This is a genomic window from Patescibacteria group bacterium, from assembly GCA_041661625.1.
Classification (GTDB): Bacteria; Patescibacteriota; Patescibacteriia; order JAHIZJ01; family JAHIZJ01; genus JBAZUB01.
Window position 1 is genome coordinate 662,001 of record JBAZUB010000001.1, and the last position, 12,694, is coordinate 674,694.

At 51.9% G+C, this 12,694-nt stretch carries 16 protein-coding genes and 2 tRNA genes; 12 read left to right on the forward strand and 6 right to left on the reverse strand.

Going from position 1 to position 12,694, the window contains the following annotated elements; all coding sequences use genetic code 11:
* Positions 1–34: 34 nt before the first annotated feature.
* The 11 genes from infB (at position 35) to WC734_03375 (ending at position 8,730) form a co-directional block, all read left to right on the forward strand.
* Positions 35–1,819 (forward strand): translation initiation factor IF-2, encoded by a 1,785-nt coding sequence (infB, locus tag WC734_03325; protein MFA6198155.1) that lies wholly within the window; start codon positions 35–37, stop codon positions 1,817–1,819.
* 1 nt (position 1,820) lies between these two features.
* The gene (gene rbfA / locus WC734_03330; GenBank protein ID MFA6198156.1) at positions 1,821–2,162 is read left to right on the forward strand and encodes a 30S ribosome-binding factor RbfA; all 342 of its coding nucleotides are present in this window, start codon (positions 1,821–1,823) and stop codon (positions 2,160–2,162) included.
* Positions 2,159–3,121, forward strand: a complete 963-nt coding sequence (locus tag WC734_03335) for a bifunctional oligoribonuclease/PAP phosphatase NrnA (protein MFA6198157.1) — start codon at positions 2,159–2,161, stop codon at positions 3,119–3,121. The genes rbfA and WC734_03335 overlap by 4 nt, the downstream gene beginning before the upstream one ends.
* A 44-nt stretch (positions 3,122–3,165) precedes the next feature.
* Entirely contained in the window at positions 3,166–3,744 is a 579-nt protein-coding gene (gene clpP, locus WC734_03340; GenBank protein MFA6198158.1) for an ATP-dependent Clp endopeptidase proteolytic subunit ClpP, read from the forward strand.
* A gap of 225 nt (positions 3,745–3,969) precedes the next feature.
* Positions 3,970–5,496: a ribonuclease Y gene (gene rny / locus WC734_03345; protein MFA6198159.1), complete on the forward strand. Its 1,527-nt coding sequence runs from the start codon at positions 3,970–3,972 to the stop codon at positions 5,494–5,496.
* Complete coding sequence (locus WC734_03350; protein ID MFA6198160.1) at positions 5,486–6,298, forward strand: TIGR00282 family metallophosphoesterase; 813 nt, start codon at positions 5,486–5,488, stop codon at positions 6,296–6,298. The genes rny and WC734_03350 overlap by 11 nt, the downstream gene beginning before the upstream one ends.
* A gap of 25 nt (positions 6,299–6,323) precedes the next feature.
* A complete protein-coding gene (locus WC734_03355; protein MFA6198161.1) occupies positions 6,324–6,650 on the forward strand; it encodes an HU family DNA-binding protein in 327 nt (108 codons plus the stop codon).
* A 225-nt stretch (positions 6,651–6,875) separates the two neighbouring features.
* Positions 6,876–6,952, forward strand: a tRNA-Arg gene (locus WC734_03360).
* Positions 6,953–7,553: 601 nt separating this feature from the next.
* Positions 7,554–7,629: transfer RNA gene (locus WC734_03365), tRNA-Lys, on the forward strand.
* 76 nt (positions 7,630–7,705) lie between these two features.
* Positions 7,706–7,951, forward strand: a complete 246-nt coding sequence (locus tag WC734_03370; GenBank protein MFA6198162.1) for a GIY-YIG nuclease family protein — start codon at positions 7,706–7,708, stop codon at positions 7,949–7,951.
* Positions 7,952–8,076: 125 nt separating this feature from the next.
* Positions 8,077–8,730, forward strand: a complete 654-nt coding sequence (locus WC734_03375; protein MFA6198163.1) for a metallophosphoesterase family protein — start codon at positions 8,077–8,079, stop codon at positions 8,728–8,730.
* Positions 8,731–8,783: 53 nt separating this feature from the next.
* On the opposite strand, the gene WC734_03380 is transcribed toward WC734_03375, so the two are convergent.
* The 3 genes from WC734_03380 to WC734_03390 form a co-directional block, all read right to left on the reverse strand.
* Complete coding sequence (locus WC734_03380) at positions 8,784–9,290, reverse strand: hypothetical protein (GenBank protein MFA6198164.1); 507 nt, start codon at positions 9,288–9,290, stop codon at positions 8,784–8,786.
* 164 nt (positions 9,291–9,454) lie between these two features.
* Complete coding sequence (locus tag WC734_03385; GenBank protein MFA6198165.1) at positions 9,455–10,540, reverse strand: PilT/PilU family type 4a pilus ATPase; 1,086 nt, start codon at positions 10,538–10,540, stop codon at positions 9,455–9,457.
* Between the two features lie 126 nt (positions 10,541–10,666).
* Positions 10,667–11,140 (reverse strand): NUDIX hydrolase, encoded by a 474-nt coding sequence (locus tag WC734_03390; protein ID MFA6198166.1) that lies wholly within the window; start codon positions 11,138–11,140, stop codon positions 10,667–10,669.
* Positions 11,141–11,506: 366 nt separating this feature from the next.
* On the opposite strand from WC734_03390, the gene WC734_03395 reads away from it, so the two are divergent.
* Positions 11,507–11,947 (forward strand): hypothetical protein, encoded by a 441-nt coding sequence (locus WC734_03395; protein ID MFA6198167.1) that lies wholly within the window; start codon positions 11,507–11,509, stop codon positions 11,945–11,947.
* A 116-nt stretch (positions 11,948–12,063) separates the two neighbouring features.
* Here the strand turns inward: WC734_03395 and WC734_03400 are convergent, their stop codons facing one another.
* Genes WC734_03400 through WC734_03410 form a run of 3 tightly spaced genes read right to left on the reverse strand, consistent with a single transcriptional unit; the run spans position 12,064 to position 12,693 of the window.
* A complete protein-coding gene (locus WC734_03400; protein ID MFA6198168.1) occupies positions 12,064–12,264 on the reverse strand; it encodes a ferritin-like domain-containing protein in 201 nt (66 codons plus the stop codon).
* Between the two features lie 5 nt (positions 12,265–12,269).
* Complete coding sequence (locus tag WC734_03405) at positions 12,270–12,506, reverse strand: hypothetical protein (protein ID MFA6198169.1); 237 nt, start codon at positions 12,504–12,506, stop codon at positions 12,270–12,272.
* Positions 12,507–12,525: 19 nt separating this feature from the next.
* Entirely contained in the window at positions 12,526–12,693 is a 168-nt protein-coding gene (locus WC734_03410) for an Arc family DNA-binding protein (GenBank protein ID MFA6198170.1), read from the reverse strand.
* Between the last annotated feature and the right edge of the window lies 1 nt (position 12,694).

A 12,694-nucleotide genomic window follows, 5' to 3' on the forward strand; every position in this document is an offset into this window, starting at 1 on the left:
TATGTAAAATAAACTGACTTTACAGGAATAATCTATGCCCGAAACCAGCAAGCCGAAAATCGAAATACCCAGCCGGATCATCGTGCGCGATCTGGCCGTGATGATCAAACGGCCGGTGACCGACGTGATCGCCCAACTGATGCAGAATGGCATCATGTCTTCTTTGAATGAATGGATCGATTACGAGACCGCGGCGGTCATTACCGAAGACATGGGTTTCGAACCCTCGCCCAAAGCCGAGGACGCGGCTGAGGAGGCTGAGCTGGAGCAGCTGCTCAAACCGCAATCAGCCGACCGCCTCCAACCGCGGCCGCCGGTCGTGGTTATTATGGGCCACGTTGATCACGGCAAAACTAGACTGCTCGATACGATCCGTGAAACTGACGTGATGGCCGGCGAGGCGGGCGGTATTACCCAGCACATCGGCGCTTACCAGGTGAATAAAAAAGGCCGGCAGATAACGTTTATTGATACGCCGGGCCACGAAGCATTTACCGCCATGCGCTCGCGCGGTGCCCGTGTAGCTGATATCGGCATTCTGATTGTCGCGGCCGATGACGGCGTCAAACCTCAAACCGTCGAAGCAATTAACATCATTAAGAAGAGTCATCTGCCAATGATCGTGGCAATCAACAAGATCGACCTGCCGGAAGCAAACGTGGAACGGGTCAAGCAACAGCTGTCCGAACATGAAGTCCTGGTTGAGGGCTGGGGCGGGCAAGTACCGGTCGCCGAGATTTCAGCCAAAGATAAGCGCGGCGTTTCCGAGTTGCTGGATTTAATTCTATTAGTAGCCGACCTAAACAAGCAAAACATCGTGGCTGACCCGACCCAGGATGCGGTGGGCACGGTGATTGAATCGCACATCGACAAGGGGAGCGGGCCGGTCGCCACGGTCGTCATCCAGACCGGCACATTACACGTCAATGATTTGATCACGGTCGGCGGTCTGCAGGGCGGCAAGGTCAAAGCGATCAAGAATCATCTGGCTAAAGCTCAACCCGAAGCCACGCCGTCCCAAGCCGTGGAAATATTCGGTTTGAAATTAGCCGCCAAGGTCGGAGATATCCTGACCGTGATTGACAAGAAAGAGTTGTACAAAATTAAGAAGCAGAAACAATACACACCAACGACGCCCACGGTGCATCTGAAGAAAAAGGATCTGGAAAACGAATCATCGGAGTCATCGACCGAACCCAAGAAACTGAACGTAATCCTCAAGGCCGATACGCTCGGTTCGCTGGAAGCAATCATCGAGTCACTTAAGAAAATCCACACCCCCGAAGCGTCTGTTCACGTGGTAGCCAAGAGCCTGGGCAACATCACCGAGGCCGACGTACTCCGAGCCACCACTGCCCAAGCCAGGCTTTATGGCTTCAATGTCACCGTGACACCGCAGGCCGAAGATGTGGCGCGCGGCCAGGAATATGTGATTCAGACTTTCAAAATTATTTATGACCTGGTTAATGCGGCCATCGGCGAGCTGGAACAGATGCTTCCGCCGGACATTATTCGGACCGTCACCGGAGAATTAAACGTGCTGGCCGTCTTTCAAACGAAACTGCCCAAGGTGATCGCCGGCGGCAAGGTATTCAAAGGCAAACTGCACAACGGTTCAAAGGTTGCCGTGCTGCGTCAGCAGGTGGAAATAGCCACTGGCAAGATTGAGCAACTACAACTCAACAAAGAAGGCGTGGATGAGGTCAACAGCGGCCGGGAATGCGGCATGAAACTAAACCTAACCGCAGCTGTCCAGGCTGGCGACACCATCCAGGCCTACACCGAGACTACTCGCCTGAAGAAATTAATTCTCTCCTAACGTGGCCAGCAAGCGCATTGCCCAGGTTAACGCCCTGATCCGCCAAGAGCTGGGTCGCGCCCTGACTCGCGAGATCGAGTTGCCTTTGGATACGCTGGTGACGGTCGGCCGGGTGGATACGTCGCCCGATCTGGAACATACCCGGGCTTGGCTCAAGATTTATCCGGTCGAACAGTCCGATCATGTATTTGAAATCATCCAGCGCCAAATTTACTTTATCCAGAAGGTGCTCAATCGCCGATTGGTCATGAAGTTCACACCCAAAATAGTGTTCGAAATTGACCGCTCGGAGGACGCGGCCGACCGAATTCTGCACGTATTGGATAATCTGACTAAAAAATGATCCGTCCCGAAGTCTGGCGGCAAGCCCACCAACAGTTGCAAGCCGCTAAATCTATTCTGATACTCAACCCCAAGGATCCCGACGGCGACAGCCTGGGGGCCAGCTTAGCATTGCGCCACCATTTGCTGACTCTGGGAAAAAACGTCATCGTGTATGCCGGAAAAAAAACCACCCGGTTTGATTTTTTAATTGGTCACGACGCGATTGTTACCGACTGGAATGATATAAACATTAATCAAGTTGAATTATCTGTGACCGTTGATTTTGCCGATCCTAAGCAGCTGGGGGTTTCGCCACAAGTTTGGAAAATGCTAAGCTCCAAGCCGCTTATTAACATCGACCACCATGGCACGAATGCCAATTTTGGATCCTTAAATTTGGTTGATGCTGAGGCGGCCGCTACCACTGAGTTGGTGTATACATATTTTGAAACTAATAGCATCGTATACGATAAAGAAATTGCCACTTGTCTGATGGCCGGCATTGTTTATGACACGGGAAATTTTGTACACATTAATACGACCGAGCGGGTCGTTAAAATCGCCTCGCAGCTGTTACTTCAAGGAGCTCGTCTTCGCGCTATTGTGGGACGTCATCGGGGTAAGTCCATGACCCAACTAAAACTTTTAGGGTTGGCGCTATCCCGATTGCAAAATCATCCGCGCTATGGTGTCTCTATCACGGTGATTACGCAAAATGATTTGCAGGGCCTCGAGGTAACTGATGAAGCTACCGATGGGATTGCCAATTTCCTCAATGCGCTGGATCAGACCAAGGCGGTGATAGTTCTGAAGGAAGGAACCGACGGCGAAGTTAAAGGCAGTATCCGGAGCACGGCGCCAGGCATTGACGTCTCGAAACTGGCTAAGCAGCTAGGCGGGGGCGGTCATAAGAAAGCGGCTGGTTTTATGGTTAGAGGGCGGCTGGTGCCGCAGGGAGAAACTTGGCAGATAAAATAGTTTTCGATATACTCACCAGTGCCCGATCATTAACCACCATTTCTATGCAGCTAATTCCCACCGTCATTGAAAAGTCCAACTTCGGCGAACGGGCCTACGATATCTATTCCCGCTTATTGAAAGAGCGGATCGTGTTTCTAGGATCGACAATTGACGACAATGTCGCCAATACGGTGATTGCTCAATTGCTGTTCCTCGACAGCGAGGACAAGAGCAAGGAAATAAAACTCTACATCAACTCACCGGGCGGTTCAGTCACAGCCGGCATGGCCATCTATGACACCATGCAGTACGTGAAATCGCCGGTTTCAACTATTTGTATTGGTATGGCGGCGAGTATGGCGGCGGTACTATTATCCGCCGGCGAGTCAGGCAAGCGTTTTGCGTTGCCAAATTCTGAAGTCTTGCTGCATCAAGTAATGGGCGGCGCCGAAGGTCAGGCGGTTGATGTGGGGATTCACGCCCGGCATATCTTGAAAATCAAGGATCGGCTCAATAAGATACTGGCGCTCCACACCAAGCAGCCGTTGAAAAAGATCGAGAAGGATATTGACCGCGACTTCTTCATGTCAGCCGAGGAGGCGAAGGAGTACGGCATTGTCGACAAGATCATCGCCAAATAACCATTAGCCAGAGAATATAAAGTTAGCAACCGACCCTTTGTGCTGGGTCGGTTTTTGTATTTGATACGATAAATGACATAATTGACAATTTAATAAAAATGTGGCCAATTCTTGCTACTTTTTTTCCTTTGTGATACCATTCTGTTCGTTAGACTCGGTTACCCAGACATTGGGATGGCGCTTCGGCGCCGGTTAAATTCATTCAATAAACACCCTTGAAACATTATGTCAGCATTAACAACGGTACTCTGGCTGGTCGCCGGACTGGTGGTGGGCGGCTTGGTTGGGTTTGTCATTCACAAATTAGTTGCATCAAAGAGAGTCGAATCGGCCGAATCCAAAGCCCAAGAATTAGTTAAGCAGGCCAGCAACAAGCAGAAGGAGATCCTGCTCAGCGCGAAAGACAAGGCGCTCCAAATCATTGAGGAAGCCAAGAACGAGGAGCAAAGACAGCAACAGGAAGTGCGCCGACTCCAAGAACGCTTGGAAAAACGGGAGGGACTCTTCGACCAGAAGTTGCTTGAGCTGGAAACGCGCCAGCAGCGTTTATTCGACAAGGCTCAGCGTCTGGAAGGATTGAAGAAAGAAATCGAAAGCATCAGGGCCGACCAGTTAGCTCAGTTAGAAAAAATATCGGGACTTACTCAGCTCCAGGCCAAAGAGCGGATTTTGGAAACCACCGAACATGGCATGAAGGATGAGCTGCTGCAGCGAATCCGAAAACTCAAACAGTACGGCTCGGAAGAGATGGAAAAGGAATCCAAGAAACTGCTCAGCGTCGTGATCCAGCGTTATGCCGGATCGCATTCTACCGAAACCACCACTACGACCGTCGCCCTGCCATCCGATGAAATGAAGGGGCGGATCATCGGCCGCGAGGGCCGGAACATCAAAGTAATCGAGCAGCTAACCGGCGTTGAAATAGTCATTGACGATACCCCCGAAGCCATCCTCATCTCCGGATTCAGCCCGATCCGCCGGCATCTGGCCAAACGTGCCTTGGAAAAATTAATCCAAGACGGACGCATTCACCCAGCTCGAATCGAGGAATGTGTCGAGCTGGCCAAGAAGGAGCTGGCAAAAGATATCAAGGAGGCCGGCGAAGAGGCTTCCTATGAACTAGGCGTGGCCGGCCTGGACCCGCGTATTACCCAATTGCTCGGCCGCCTGAAATACCGCACCAGTTATGGCCAGAACGTATTGAAACATTCCGTTGAGGTTGGCCACCTGTCGGGCATGCTCGCCGCCGAGTTGGGCGCCAACGTGTCGATATGTAAAAAAGGCGGCCTGCTCCATGATATCGGCAAGGCAATCGATCATGAGGTTCAGGGCACCCATCCGCAACTCGGCTATGAGATAATGAAGAAATATGGCCTGCCCGAGGAAGTAGCCTACATGTCCATTGCCCACCACGAAGATTCGCCGCACACTTTGGAAGGGATCGTAGTCAAAGTGGCCGATGCCATTTCCGGCGCCCGATTCGGGGCTCGGAAAGAGTCCTATGAAAACTATATCCAGCGCCTGACCGAACTTGAAGAACTGGCTAATTCCTTCCCCGGCGTGGAAAAAACCTACGCCATTCAAGCCGGCCGGGAGATTCGCGTGTTTGTCCGGCCCGAAGAAATCGATGATCTCAAGGCCGAAAACCTAGCCCGTGAAATCGCCGGCAAGATTGAAGAGGATCTGCATTACCCCGGTGAAATCAAGGTCAATCTGATCCGTGAAAAACGCGTCATCGAATATGCCCGCTAGAAAGCCTATCACTGTTCTAATCTTCGGTGATGTGGTCGGGCGCGCCGGCCGCAACGCCCTGAAAGAGGTGCTGCCAAAGTGGCGCAAGAAGTATTCGCCGCATTTGGTCATTGCCAATGCCGAAAACCTGGCGCATGGCAGCGGGGTAACTCCGTCCACGCTCGAAGAGGCGCGCGCCGCCGGTGTCGACTTCTTCACCTCAGGCAATCACATCTTCAAGCGCAAAGACGCCCTGCCGCTGCTGACCCAGCGGGAACCGATATTGATTCGTCCGGCCAACTATCCGCCGGAAACACCGGGCGTCGGTCATCGTCTATTGTCTGTCGGAACCTTAAACATTCTGGTGATAAACTTGATTGGCCGAGTATTCTTCAATGAAGACTTCGAGGATCCCTTTCGCGAGTTTGACCGGATCCTAAAGCAATACCGTAATCAGAAAGTGAACGCCGTGGTGGTCGACGCCCACACCGAAGCCACCTCCGAAGCCAGCGCCCTGGGGTGGTATCTCGACGGACGCGCTGCCGTGGTTTACGGCACTCACACCCACATACCGACGGCTGATGCCAAAGTATTGCCAAAGGGAGCCGCCTATATTACCGATGTCGGGATGACGGGCTTGCGCGATACGGTGCTGGGCGTGGACAAGGACGTGATAATCAGACGTTTTCTGACGCAAACCCCGGTTGGGTTTATCATTCCAGAGTCAGGCCCGGCCGTGATCAATGCGCTGGTGGTGAATATAAATCCAAATACCGGCCAGGCGATCGATGTTGCCCTGGCGCAGGAAGAGATAATCGTTTAGACAGTTACGAAGGGAGGTGACCACTATGAACAAAGCTGAACTAATGGAAACCTTGGCCGCTAAGGCTGGGGTGACAAAAAAACAAGCCGAGGACGTGATGCAAGCGTTTGAAAATCTAGTGATAGAACGTTTGCGTGCCGGATCGGAAGTTACGCTGACTGGCTTCGGAACCTTTTTAGCCCGGGTGCGCGAGTCCCGCATGGGCGTCAATCCGCAGAATCCAAGCGAACGTATCCGAATCCCAACTGTCACCGTACCGAAGTTCAAGTCTGGCAAGGCGCTCAAGGATGGCCTGAAGACTCATGCCGAACCCACCACGACAGCGACTCCCGAGAAACCCAGTGGCGACTAGCCCAGTGCTGACTAGGTAACCAAGCCCCATCAAATTGAGCGGGGTTGGCGAGGTCTCGCAATCTATCTAAATTGCGAGGATGATATTAGCGCGCTTTTATCGCCAACCGCCCGTGGGGTAAAATACCACAATCAACCCATACAAAATCACGCGCAACTACGATCCCACATTAATGACGCGCCCATAGCTCAGCTGGATAGCCCCGTACCAGTGGTGCCCTCACTTGCCCTCATAGCTCAATTGGATAGAGCGCTTGGCTTCGGACCAAGAGGTTGTAGGTTCAAGTCCTGCTGAGGGCACCAGCGGTTCAGGGTCGGACCAGAAGGTCGGGAGTTCGAATCTCTCTGGGCGCACCATTAGTGCTGGATTTAATATAAAAGTTTAACTGGGTCACATACAAAAGGCCGGATCAGCCCAGTTGGGTGGTCCGGCTTTGTTGGCTGCCCCCGGACAAATCGTTGTCCACTGCAACAAATGGCTGTATACTTTAATCAGTGGCACGGTAGAATTATACGCAGCTGCCGGGCGCCACTCGACATGGACTTTCCCGAAGGGAGGATAACGGCAAATGTACCAACCCTACATCTCGCATCCGCTGGCGCCGGCCAGTACGTTCCCCTCGGGAGGGAGGTGATCCAAAACCTAGCGCGATTCTAGAGGGGATCGCGTGAGTTACGACGAAGTCAACAATCATTCGTGGTTTACCCGCGGTGGCTCAGTCTGGCCACCGCCTTTCTTTACCACTTGATAAATTATAAACATTCATATATACTCACTCCGAGTTTTTGCGGGCGCATAGCTTCCACCTACGCTACTCATTGCATCCGAGCTTCGGTGGGCAGGCAGCTGGAACATTATCCAGGGCTTGCCCCACGAAGTTCCGATGGAATCGGAACGCAGTGCGGGCGCATAGCTCAGTTGGTAGAGCAGTTGCCTCTTAAGCAAACGGTCGGGGGTTCGAATCCCTCTGCGCCCACCAGACTACGCTCAGAGACTGAGCTTCGTCTGGTAGGATCCGATAGCAAAGTACGGTTGGGAGAGTTGGGGTAATATGTATGTGGTATATCTATGCACTTCACTGTAATGATGGTACTTTGTATGTCGGATCAACGAATAGCATAAAAAGACGCTGGTTTGAGCATCAGGATGGTCAATCACGTTCAACGCGATATAAACGACCTCTACGCCTTGTGTGGTATATGGCCGTGCAATACGAATTTCAAGCACGCCATTTAGAAAAGTACTTCAAGGTTGGTTCAGGTAAAGCAATTTTGAAAAAGCGCTTTATCATGAATGGATAGGATTTATTCTAGGCCTGTTCGAGCTGACGAAGCTCTTGCGCAATCAGCCTGCGCCCACCAGACTACGCTCAGAGACTGAGCTTCGTCTGGTAGGATTCTAGTAATAAAATTCGGCCCATAGACAAATGTCCACCGTCGCGTTTTCTGACAGCCACCTGATCGCTAAATTCGACCCGGCGAAATATTTTTATTTACAAAACATCATCGAACCAGCCGATCGTGTGATTATCAACGGTGACTTTTGGGATGGATATATGACCAGTTTTACCGACCTGCTCAATAGCGAATGGTCGAAGCTGTTGGAAATCTTAAGCGGCAAGAAAACTTACTACGTGTGCGGCAATCACGACACGGCAGCGTTGCATGACCGGCGTACCAATCAATTTGCTCAATGGTGCGGCGAGGTGCTCGAGCTGATGATAAATGGACAAAAGTATCGCTTCGAGCACGGACACCGGATTGCGCCGACCATGGACCAAATATACCCCAGCCTATTTCAGCGCAAATGGGTAGCAAAAACTGCCGCTGGTTTTGAACACGCTGGCGCTTGGATGCTGGGACAGAAGTTTTTTATTATTAACCAGCCCAAGAATACCGAAATTAAACGGTGGCAGCGGCAAAATATTGCCCCCGATCAGATACTGATATGCGGACACAGTCATTGGCCGGAGAGCAATGAGTCGGAACGATTCTATAACACTGGCTATATCCGACATCGTTTTGCTCACCACCTGGTTATCGATAATGGGCAACATAACCTGATTAGTGGGCGCTATTAAATACTCCTGTAAAATATAAAACTTCGCCGGTTATCAGCGAAGCTTGCCCTCCATCAGGTGGTCGGATCATCCATCAGGTTGAATATCCGATAGTCGGCCATCCTGTTCTCACCATTCAGCCAAATGCGAATCACGGTCGTCTGACTCGAATGATCCAGACCCAGGACCCCCTTGGTGGTACCGCGACTGGTCACCACCACGCTGCCGTCGGGTAGGCCGTTGAGCAGAGCCCATACGCCCACACTCCGATCCTCCGGACTGGCGTACTCATGGCGTGAGATGATCGTGCCGTGTCCAAGCACGACTTTTTCCGTGCCAGCGCCGCGCCGAAACTTTTCCGGCGTACCGATAGTCGGCGTCCAGTACGTGGGGGTCAGGCCAAGCGCCTTGGCCAGATCTTCATGACGCTGCCCCGTGCCACAGATGACCGCGGGTGGCTTCGGGGGCAACAAGTCGGCTGTTGCGACAGCCTCCTCCCTGGCCGGCACGGTTAAGCCGGGATTTGGCCCCTCTGCCACACCGCCGCCTACGACCAGATAAACACTCCTCGATTCAGCCATCAGAGCGCCTCCTTTGTCCGTACTCACACCCCAGACAGTATTAGGTCTGGGACAATCTTGCCCAAATATTATAGTTTTGTCAACACCTCAAAATCCTGCATGTAAAACCAGCCCAGCCCCTGATGGGGCTGGATGGATATTATAATGTTTTGGTCTTATTATCGTTACTTCAGGGTTTCAGGATCAGTCATATATGTCAGCGCCGTTTCTCTGGAGATATAGCCCTTGTCGTATAGGTGTCGGATATCTTGATCCATTGTTTGCATGCCATAGTCTGAGCTGGTTTGAATTACGGCTTTGATCTGGGCAATCTTATTTTCCCGGATCAGGTTGGCCACTGCCGGTGTATTGATCAGTATTTCACGCGCCGCTACCCGGCCAGCCGACACCGGACCATGAGCGGCCGATGACTTGGCTTTTTGTTCCTGCGTGGTGGGTAAGAGCTGTTGGGATATGATGCCTCTCAAGAATAATGATAACTGCAGACGCACTTGGGCTTGCTGGTTGGGTGGAAACACGTCGATAATACGGTCGACGGTCTGGGCAGCATTGTAGGTATGCAATGTGGCCAGCACCAAGTGGCCGGTTTCAGCCAGGGTAATAGTTGCGGCAATCGTTTCTAGGTCGCGCATTTCGCCCACCAGTATCACGTTCGGATCCTGCCGCACGACGTGCTTCAGCGCCTGTTGGAAAGAAAGCGTGTCGGTACCTAGCTGGCGCTGTCTGATGATGCTTTCTTTGGGTGCGTAGACGAACTCGATTGGGTCTTCCAGCGTAATAATATTGCAGCGCCGCTCACTATTGATCAGGTTGATCATCGCGGCTAGCGTGGTTGACTTGCCACACCCGGTCGGTCCGGTCATTAGGATTAAACCCTGCTTCAGTCGCACCAGCTCATAGACCACCTCCGGCAGCATGATTTCTTCCATAGTTGGAGCGGTGTTTGAGATCACCCGAGCCACCACGCTCAGCTGGTCTTTTTCCCAATGGATATTAACCCGGAACCGGGACAAGTCTTTGATTTCATGAGAAATATCCAGCTCCCGATCGCGCACTAGCGCATCCTTGAGGTGGGCATCCAGCATGGCAAAAATCATGTCTTTCATTACAGCCGCACTGATGGCTGGCTCATCCGCCATTTCAATTAACTCGCCGTCAATCCGAAGCATCGGCACCATGTCCACCACCAAGTGGAGGTCGGATGCGCCCTTATTTACCGCTACCTTTAGAAGATCGTCGATTGTTTTCATAACAAATAAAAAAGCTAGATTGCTCTAACTCTGATTAATGCTAACATGTAATTCGGTCTCATTCGTTTTGGTTGGTCTTTTTGTTTTTCTAAAGTAATAATATCACATTTATCAATATTTGTCAACTTAACCAGATAGCAGTTTTAGATAATCCAGCGCCAGATAACCCGTCTCAACGTCGGTTAGCCGGCCGGAACGAAGATGCTGACGCAGTTTGTTTAGCGGCATCAATCGAACCCGGCAATTTTCCAATTCGTCCGGATGCGGTTCCGCCACTTTCACGGCATCGGTTATCACAAAATGATAGCGGATCTTGCGTGACCAGGCGTCGTCATTGGTGGCCACAATAAAATGCGCGTTACCCCGATAACCGGTTTCTTCCAATATTTCCCGCGCCACCGCTTGCTTGGGTGTTTCGCCAGCCTCAATCTTACCGCCCGGTAATTCGAGAAAAACCCGGTCTGGCCCGGGGCGGTATTGCTGCGCTAATACTACTTGCTTATCTTTTGTCACCACCAGCGCGCATACGATCCGGCCGCTGTTATTCAAATAAAAACTATCGCGTCGACCATTCGGCAATTCATACCGTACTTTAACCATAGTACGAAATCGGTTTATGCGTACGGTTTTCTCGGATATTTTTCGCCATTTTTTCATCTACTTCTAAGCGCTTATTATTAACACTGCCTAAGTATACAATAAACAGTCGCCGGTTGACTATTTCACCGCGTATTGACTGAATTATAAGTCTGGATTATATTTATCTCGAAGCGTTGCTTCAGGCGTTCCGGCGAATGTCGGTGCGTTTCACAGGTTGTGTGTCGAGTGAGTCTCACGGAAAGGAGACCCTCTATGCAGAGACGATGGCTCTGGTTACTTTCGGTGTTCGTGATCTTCGGTGCAATGAGCTCCTTGGCTACCGCGGCTACCGCCAGCGTAAGCGTCCTTCACGACGGCGCAGCGGTAATGACCGAAGAGAGCAGCTTCACCGAGACCAACTCCAAGACGGAGATCGCGCAGGTCAAGACGGCGAACGCTGCCGACGAGGACGGCGCCCGCATCGGCTACATGACACAGCCGATCGACGGCGAGATGAAGCAGGCGGCGACGGCGGTCGGCGAAGTGACGACCGACGGCGCGGCGAACTATTACCCGGCTACAGCGACCACCGAGAAGAGCCCGGTCGATGCGGCCCGGAGTGTTTCCGTCAACCAGCAATCGCTGAACCCGACGAACCCGCAAGACGCGGCCGTCAACTTCGTCCAGTCGGAGGTCTGGGCTCCCAACGACATTGCCGGTGAGGACACCACGCCGGCTGTGGTCATCCAGGGCAAGACCTACCCGATTGGTCGCGAGGTCGCAGTCGTCATCAAGTGGACGACGCCGACTGCCTGGACCAACGCCTAGAGCTAGCGTACACCGCACAGCCCGGCAGTAGGTTCCAGACCAGGCATCACCCCAGTGCGCACCGCGCCCTGGGGCTTTCTATTTGAAATGCTACTCGGTGATGGGACAGCGTCTAACTAATCAGTTTCCAGTAGGTCCAGTATTTCCTGTACCATCTGCTCGTGCCTTAATTCGTCCGCCATAATTCCCTCGACATACTTGCGGTCCACCGGATCACTGATCAATGGCACGAGGCCCCGGTACAAAGTATAGGCTTGGCGCTCCATGCCCTTTAATTCGTTGAAGTCGCGGTACAATTTTTCGTTGGCTTCGTTCATATTATTTAATATTTATTTACCAATGCCTGAAGAATGCTTTCGTGGCGCTTGGAATCGTTTTTTAACTTGGTCAGTATTTCAACGATCTTCTGCTTGTGCGCCTCCGGTAAGCCAATGAACTCCTCGGTTTTCACGATATCGTCCGCCAGAACCGCCACGACCTTTTCTTCGAACATTACTCCGCTCTTGATCATGCGTTGAGGCGTTTCCTTTTCTACGCTGGGTATGTTTATGTCCTCCATAATTTTACGGGGTCACTTATTAATGCTTATCTTTTTCGAGCCGCCCGGCTTTGCGCAGGCTGGCTCGCAATAACCATTCGATTTGTCCGTTTAGACTACGCAAGTCCGCGTCCGCCCAACGCTGCAACGCGGATAGTATATCCGCGTCCATGCGCAGCAGAAATGGCTTTTGTTTTGATTTAGCCATT

Coding starts and splice junctions, on each gene's coding strand:
- infB (MFA6198155.1), top strand. CDS start 35: ATGCCCGAAACCAGCAAGCCGAAAATCGAAATACCCAGCCGGATCATC.
- WC734_03370 (MFA6198162.1), top strand. CDS start 7,706: ATGTGGTATATCTATGCACTTCACTGTAATGATGGTACTTTGTATGTC.
- WC734_03355 (MFA6198161.1), top strand. CDS start 6,324: ATGAACAAAGCTGAACTAATGGAAACCTTGGCCGCTAAGGCTGGGGTG.
- rny (MFA6198159.1), top strand. CDS start 3,970: ATGTCAGCATTAACAACGGTACTCTGGCTGGTCGCCGGACTGGTGGTG.
- WC734_03375 (MFA6198163.1), top strand. CDS start 8,077: ATGTCCACCGTCGCGTTTTCTGACAGCCACCTGATCGCTAAATTCGAC.
- clpP (MFA6198158.1), top strand. CDS start 3,166: ATGCAGCTAATTCCCACCGTCATTGAAAAGTCCAACTTCGGCGAACGG.
- WC734_03390 (MFA6198166.1), bottom strand. CDS start 11,140: ATGGTTAAAGTACGGTATGAATTGCCGAATGGTCGACGCGATAGTTTT.
- WC734_03410 (MFA6198170.1), bottom strand. CDS start 12,693: ATGGCTAAATCAAAACAAAAGCCATTTCTGCTGCGCATGGACGCGGAT.
- WC734_03395 (MFA6198167.1), top strand. CDS start 11,507: ATGACCGAAGAGAGCAGCTTCACCGAGACCAACTCCAAGACGGAGATC.
- WC734_03405 (MFA6198169.1), bottom strand. CDS start 12,506: ATGGAGGACATAAACATACCCAGCGTAGAAAAGGAAACGCCTCAACGC.
- WC734_03350 (MFA6198160.1), top strand. CDS start 5,486: ATGCCCGCTAGAAAGCCTATCACTGTTCTAATCTTCGGTGATGTGGTC.
- WC734_03400 (MFA6198168.1), bottom strand. CDS start 12,264: ATGAACGAAGCCAACGAAAAATTGTACCGCGACTTCAACGAATTAAAG.
- WC734_03380 (MFA6198164.1), bottom strand. CDS start 9,290: ATGGCTGAATCGAGGAGTGTTTATCTGGTCGTAGGCGGCGGTGTGGCA.
- WC734_03335 (MFA6198157.1), top strand. CDS start 2,159: ATGATCCGTCCCGAAGTCTGGCGGCAAGCCCACCAACAGTTGCAAGCC.
- WC734_03385 (MFA6198165.1), bottom strand. CDS start 10,540: ATGAAAACAATCGACGATCTTCTAAAGGTAGCGGTAAATAAGGGCGCA.